The organism is Falsiroseomonas sp. E2-1-a20, assembly GCF_051433195.1.
GTDB lineage: Bacteria > Pseudomonadota > Alphaproteobacteria > Acetobacterales > Acetobacteraceae > Falsiroseomonas.
Genome location: NZ_JBHMFT010000092.1, coordinates 1 through 6,473 on the forward strand (window position 1 = coordinate 1; position 6,473 = coordinate 6,473).

Annotated in this window: 6 protein-coding genes; 2 read left to right on the top strand and 4 right to left on the bottom strand. The window is 66.9% G+C overall.

Annotated features, from left to right (window positions below; genetic code table 11):
• Both ACFHPP_RS30025 and ACFHPP_RS30030 read right to left on the bottom strand, forming a co-directional pair.
• The coding region (locus ACFHPP_RS30025; RefSeq protein ID WP_437166903.1) for a GAF domain-containing protein at nt 1-1,185 on the bottom strand (1,185 nt) is incomplete at its 3' end.
• 3 nt (nt 1,186-1,188) lie between these two features.
• Nucleotides 1,189-1,410 carry a hypothetical protein gene (locus ACFHPP_RS30030; RefSeq protein WP_437166904.1) on the bottom strand — a complete coding sequence of 74 codons (222 nt, stop codon included), beginning with the start codon at nt 1,408-1,410 and terminating at the stop codon, nt 1,189-1,191.
• Nucleotides 1,411-2,063: 653 nt separating this feature from the next.
• On the opposite strand from ACFHPP_RS30030, the gene ACFHPP_RS30035 reads away from it, so the two are divergent.
• On the top strand, nt 2,064-2,915 hold the full coding sequence (locus ACFHPP_RS30035; RefSeq protein WP_437166905.1) for a KilA-N domain-containing protein: 852 nt from the start codon (nt 2,064-2,066) through the stop codon (nt 2,913-2,915).
• Nucleotides 2,916-3,334: 419 nt separating this feature from the next.
• Here the strand turns inward: ACFHPP_RS30035 and ACFHPP_RS30040 are convergent, their stop codons facing one another.
• Nucleotides 3,335-3,865 carry an SCO family protein gene (locus ACFHPP_RS30040; protein ID WP_437166906.1) on the bottom strand — a complete coding sequence of 177 codons (531 nt, stop codon included), beginning with the start codon at nt 3,863-3,865 and terminating at the stop codon, nt 3,335-3,337.
• Between the two features lie 158 nt (nt 3,866-4,023).
• On the bottom strand, nt 4,024-5,154 hold the full coding sequence (locus ACFHPP_RS30045; protein WP_437166907.1) for an MBL fold metallo-hydrolase: 1,131 nt from the start codon (nt 5,152-5,154) through the stop codon (nt 4,024-4,026).
• Nucleotides 5,155-5,734: 580 nt separating this feature from the next.
• On the opposite strand from ACFHPP_RS30045, the gene ACFHPP_RS30050 reads away from it, so the two are divergent.
• The coding region (locus ACFHPP_RS30050; RefSeq protein ID WP_437166908.1) for a hypothetical protein at nt 5,735-6,473 on the top strand (739 nt) is incomplete at its 3' end.

The window sequence follows — 6,473 nt, forward strand, 5'->3', positions numbered from 1 at the left end:
CTCTGGATGGCGCAGGCCCAGATCCTCAACACCGACGACTTCTTCGGCGGCCCCGCGCTCAAGCACCGCGAGAGCCTGAACAGCTGCCCGCATTGGTGGTGTCGTCCCCAGCAGACGCACTTGACCAGAACATCGCAGCAATGCCCCTTCCGCGCCCACCAGTTGAAGTAACTCCGCCTTTCCGGCGGCCAGTACCTCGATCAGCGGACCATCTGTCGCTAAGCGGCGCTCCAAGGCACCAAGGCTAGCGTTGCCGGCCGACCGCTGAGCATCGATTTCAGACTGGTGGAGGCTGCTCAGCAGCAATGCCACGACTTCGCCGACCATCGCGGCCTCAGTCCGTATAGCTGGGCCTGCGATTCGAGGTGTCGCGTGATGACACACCAGCATCCCCCAGAGCCGGTCTCCCTGCGGAATACCGATGGTGAGGCTGGCCGTCGTATTCATGTTCCGCATGTATTCGCGATGAAGGGGAGAGACACTTCGAAGGCTGCTGCGGGTAAGGTCGAGTGCAGGTCCATCCGCAAGCGCAGGGCCCGTAACCAAGGGCACTGGCGCATAGTTGCAATCGGCGATCCCGCCTACGCGCTGGACCAGATACAGGCGTCGGGCCTGCGGCGGTATGTCGGATGCGGGGTAACGCAACCCGCGGTAGGGCTGCAAAGGCGGCCGAAGGACCTCAGCGATTACTTCGCCATCTCCATCCTCGGCGAAACGATAGGCCATCACCCTGTCAAAGCCTGTAATTTCCTGCAATCCGACGACTGCCAGTTCGCAAAGTTCCTGCTGGCTTTCAGCGCGCCTGAACGTCTCGATCACCGACAGGACCAGGCTGAATGGAAGTGTCTGCAGAGGAGCCGCCTGCACTCGCTCGATGTCGACGCACACGGACGCGCCGGATCGGAATGAGCGCAGGTGGATGGCCCCACCACTCGCCTTCTGTAAGATGCAGGTCCTGTGCAGGGCTCCTTCGGGTCTCTCATCGCCAAACAGCGCGCGGCACGAAGCGTCGTCGAAGATTTCGTGCAGGTGCTTCCCGAGTGCTGCCCCGGCGGTTACGCCCAGCAGCAAGGCGAGATTTGCGCTGGCATGCGTTACGATGCCGCTGTCAGCCTGCGCTGCGACAAACGCACCGTGCGGCTGGATCGATTCTGGAACGTGGATCTGCTCGTCTTCACAGTTCATGTTTCATTGCCTAGGACATCGCGCCATTCCGACGTCTCTGGCGGCTTGCTTGCCGTCGTTCAGCCGGTTCATTGGGTGGTCATGCTCCGGCGCGGCGGTCAGATTGAGCGTGCCATTGTTGGAGTTAAAGCGGCGGATACCGCTTTTCAGGGTCAGCAGCAAAACGCCGGAGCGGCAAAGGTCGAGGGAGCCGACCGGCTCGGCACACTGCAATTCATTGCACACTTGAAAATACCTGCCGGCATCCCCATATCTGTTGCTCGAGAGGCAACGCCCCACCCGGCTCCGCGACGTCCTCGCTCCCCCAACAGCACCCGTTCATCCTTCAAGCGGACGAGGCAGCCTGAGCCGGGCAGCGCTGGACCTTGCCAAGGCCCCGGCAACGAAGCTGATGGCCATCCGGCGCCGCTCCTGCTTCGGCAGGGGAGGGGGTGCTGGCCTCTCGCCAACCCTGTCATCCCACCTCGGCGGGCATGGGCCGCATCACCTCGACGCCGCCCATGCCCGGCACCGCGCATCCGGCACTGAGCCGGCCGCTTCTGCGAACCATCCCTGCCAGCGGTGGCACGGAGGGTGCCGACGACAGGGTTCACCCGGCGCCGCCCCGGACCAGCCGGGGAGGGGGCGCCGGTCCGCCGCGTCACGACGCGGCTTCTGCGTGGGCCGTTGCCCGCGCCTTCATCACACCAGGCCTGGGTTCAGCCCGGCAGCCCCGCAGCGCGCCCTCCAGGGCCCGCCGCGGCGGCGGCCGGGCTGAACCTCGTGTGCCGCCTCCTCACCCGCCTCCGCCTTCTCCGCCCTCTCCGGCTGGTCTCGGCAGCTCCCAAGCCGACCGTCGCGGCCCCTTGAGCAAGGCCGAACCCAGTGTTGGAGATCCCATGACCACCACCCTCGACTACCAGGGCAGGCTCATCCGCCTGCGCGGCGCCATGCTGAACCTGACCGACATGTGGCAGGCCGATGACCGACCGCCGAACCGCCACCCCGCCGACTGGCTCGCCCTCGAGGAAAGCCAGCGCTTCCGCACCCATGCCGGCACCCACCGGAACAACGTCAGCGACCTGTTCGCGCCGGATGTCGGCCTCGCCGGCATCTGCCACCTCGACAGCGACGGCCTCGTCGCCACCGTGCGCGGCAACCCGGGAGGTACCTGGGCGCACTGGCCGCTCGCGCTGGTCTACGCCCGCTATCTCTCGCCGCCGTTCCACCTCTGGTGCGACACCGCCGTCCGCGGCGCCATGCAGCGGCCGGACAAGGCACCCGCCGCGGGCGATGACCCGCGGTGGGCGTACCTCGACCAGCAGTTCCAGCGGCTGCATCGCCAACTCGACACGCTCGACCGGCATGCCGCCGACCTGATGTTCCTGCAGATCGCGTCGCAGGACCTGGTGCTCGGCACCCGGCGGAACTTCTCGATCGCGAGCCAGGCGGCTATCCTGCGCGCGGTGGCGGCCGAGCCTTATGGTGGCCAGTGCCCCTGCTGCGGCGACGCGCCCGTGCTCACCGAGGCGGGCCGGCCGGTTATCGGCGCCGAGTTCGACCACTTCTTCCATCGCAGCCTGAACAAGGCTGAGCATGGCTGGTTGATCTGCGCGGCGTGCCACAGCGATCTGACGCACGGCGGCTACGTGCTGCACTTCAGCCGCATCACCAGCTTCCGCGCCTTCCAGGCGGCGGTGCTCGAACAGCACCGCCGTGGCCGCATCCGCCACCGCCGTACGGCGGAGTAGGCGCCCATCCCAACCCTCCCCAGCGGAGGGCGCCCAGAGCCCCATGGCCTCCCCACGAGGTCATGGGGCTCTTCGCGTTTTGGGTCTGCGGTGTCTCCTGTCTGAAGCGGGGCTGTCGGTGCCAACACGATGCTCCTCCAAGCCGGATGAAGAATTGGAGAAGCAGCGGCGGCGTGAGTCCCGTACCCCCGCCTGCGGCTGATCAAGCTCGCTCTTCATACCGACCATGCCCTCCAGCATGTCCGCCGCCGGGGCCGGCGTCATGCCCATGCGATGAAACTTTGCACGCAGGCGCCAGGTCCTCCGGGGTCATAATCGCCGGACGCATGCCCTCTGCCGTCATGACTGGCGGTCCCAGGCTGGCGGGGTCTTCACTGGCAGCCGCTGTCCATGGCTTGTGATTGCGGTCTGCCGGTCGGTCAGCGGGGGGCAGCTCCTCCATTGGCCTGCGTCCGAACCGCGGCGGCGATACGCTCGGCCGGCGTGCCAGGCGGGAAGAAGCCGAGATGTCGCCCGTCCGCATCGCGCAGGTAGATGAAGGCGCTGTGGTCCAGCAGGTAGTCCGAAGCGTCCGGCGGCTCGACCCGCCGGAAGTAGACCTTGTGCTCGCGGGCCACGCGACGGATCTCAGCAGGGCTGCCGGTGAGCCCGACCAAGGCTGGGTGGAAAAGGCTGACGTAATCGGCGAGGCGCTCGGCCGTGTCGCGTTCAGGGTCGAGCGTGATGAACAGCATCCACACGGGCATGCCGGCATTCCTGCCAAGCAGGTCGGCGGCCTCAGCGATCGCCTGCAGGTCGGTGGGGCAGACATCGGCACAGTATGTGTAGCCGAAGTAGAGCAGCGCTGGCCGGCCCAGGAAGTCTGTCTCCCGGCGTCTGGCGCCGGTGTGGTCGGTCAGGCCGCCAAGCGGGCCGCCGATATGCCCGCGGCCCCACATGAGGTCGTCCATCAGCGCCTCAGCAGAGGGCTCATCGGAAGTCTCGGCATTGGCCCGATGTCCTACCGTCGCGCCGGCAAAGACAAGCCAGGCGGCGCAGCCTAATGCAATGGCGCGCCAGCGCTGCCTGGGTCGGCGTGCTGCTTCGCCTGCCACGGTGGCGCGGCCTTTCAGGTGCCGCCGAAGATCAGGCGGGTGCCGGTGCTCGACAGCACCAGCCGGTCAGGCATCTGCTCCCGCATGGCGTTGACGAAGCCGAGCCCGCTGCAGTGCATCGGGATAACGACATCAGGGTTCAGCTCCTTCAGCTCGGCCACCGTCTGGGCGATGTAGTCCGCCGGCGCCGGGCCAAGATGGAAACCGCCGACCAGCGCGTGCAGCTTGCGCACCCCCGAAACCTCCTGCGCCTTCCGGATGCTGCTCAGGGCGCCGCGGTGACCGCAGGAGGTTATGACGACAAGGCCACGGTCACGGAGGTTGAAGCAGGTGGCGTGCTCGTGGTGGTGCTCGTCCCGCACGATGCGCCCTTGCAGCTCTGCGGGGGCGAAATGCTGGGCGTTGCAGCCGAGGCCGTCGCGGGCAACGTACTCGACTACCGGCCCGGGCAGCACCCGCTCGAAGCCCAAGTTCGGAATCGGGCCGGTGGTGAAGGCGTGGTCGGAGATCACCGTGGGATGGTCGGCGAGCACCACGTTGACGCGTTGCGCGCTTAGCTCCCTGCGGTCGAGGACACCAAAGTCAGCGAGCTGCTGTGCCGGCTGGCCAGGGGCGCCGGAGTAGCGGTGGCAAAAGTTGTCCTCGCCTCCGGCGTAGAGAGTCAGTTCGGGCGGGAGGGCCTCACGGTGCTGGCGGAGGAAGCCAACAAGACCGCCAAAGTGGTCATAGTGGCCATGGCTGAGGACCAGCGTCCCGATCCTGCGCGGATCAACCCCGAGGCGTTCCATGTTGTTCAGCAGCGCCTCGGGCGTGTAGCCGAAGTCGAGCAGGGTGGTGCGTGGCCCACCGGCCTCTCCCGCGCGCTCAGAGGTGAGAAGCAGGGACAGGCCCCACTCGTTGTGCAGGGGGCGCGGAAATCCTCCGGTGCCGCGCGCCCGCTGCGCCTCGACGCCGTTGACCTTCTGCGGTGCGAGGAAGATATCCTGGCTGCTGTCGATCAGGACCAGCGCCTCCAGGCGATCCACCGTAGGGACTTGCACTGGCCCGGTGGCCTGGCCCGCCGCCGGCAGCACGCCGGCGCAGCTGAGCGCCGCGCCCACGGCGGAGGATCTAAGGAAGGTGCGCCGCCCGAGCTCGCCCATCATGACGTCCTCCCCGAGGATGGACGCATCAAGACGCCGCCGACGCCGGGATGGCGAGGCAAACGCTGACGTGCCCCGTCTGAGTGTGAGCGATCCTTATCAAGCGGCCAGCCGCAGTCGCAAGCAGAATCCTGAAGTGTCCGCGGTTGGGGAAACGCGACCCTCAACTACAGGTTTTTAAACGGCCTCAATGAGACAGGCTGACGACTGTTGATGGCAGAGCAGCTGTTCTCGCGCCTGAATCGTGACAAGGAACATCTGGCGGATTCATGCGGTCGTCGCAACATCTTGGCGATGTGGTGTTCCACGCTCTGGGCGAGCCGCTGCCGGCCTGGGTGGTGGAGCTTGCCGAAGAGCCAGAGGAGTAAACCAGTTCCCGGGCGAGTACACCGGTGGCGCCTGGCTGGACTTTTGCGTCCTCCGTCGCAGCCCGCGTGGCTCAAGCCACTTTCTGCATGGACGCAACCTCAAGGAGAGGCCACCACGGGGCGACGGGTCAGATCATTAATGAAAACAAGCATTAAGGTGGAAGTCTTGCCCTGAAAATGTACTCTAGGTCCTTTAGGACAAGGAGTGGCCAGGCGTGAGCAACGATCCGGATATCCCCCATGATCCCAACCTGCCCCACTTGGCCGGCAAGCCCCTCCGCGACGGCGGCGGTGTCTTCTCCCGCGTGCTGAGGGCGACAGCCGACACGCGGCGCCAGCGTGCCCGCCAGATGCGGAATGCTGGCGACGGGGCCGGCGCGGACCGCGAGGACCATGATGCCGCTTACCTCGAGCGTCAGTCGGCCCGCCAATGCGACCCGCTGCTCTTCGTGGGGGCTCCCCTGGTCGAGGGCAACAGCGGCGAGGTGGTGGTGGCGCCGACGCCGGAGCTTGGCCCGGACGTGTTCCAGGAGGCTGTGCTGCAGCCCCCCGACATGCTGGCCGCCGAGGGCAGCGAGCTGCGGATGATTGGGACGGCAAAAGTTTCCAAGCCGGCGCTCACACTGGCCCTGGAGATGGGGGAGAGCATCGGCGCGCGGACTGCGCTGGAGTGCAACCTCGTCCATCAGATTGCGGCGACGCATGTGGTCGGCATGGAGATGCTGGCCAAGGCGAACGCCTCCCTGGCGCTGGCTGCGCCCTGGGTGCCCGAAGAGCGACAGCAAATGCAGAGCATCGAGGCGACCCGGATGGCGAGGGCGGCGGCGCGGGTGCTCGAATGCTCGCAGCGCGGCATGCTGACCTTGGATCGGCTACGAAACGGTGGCCGGCAGACTGTCACGGTGCAGCACATCACGGTGGCGGACGGCGGGCAGGCGGTGGTCGCAGGCACGC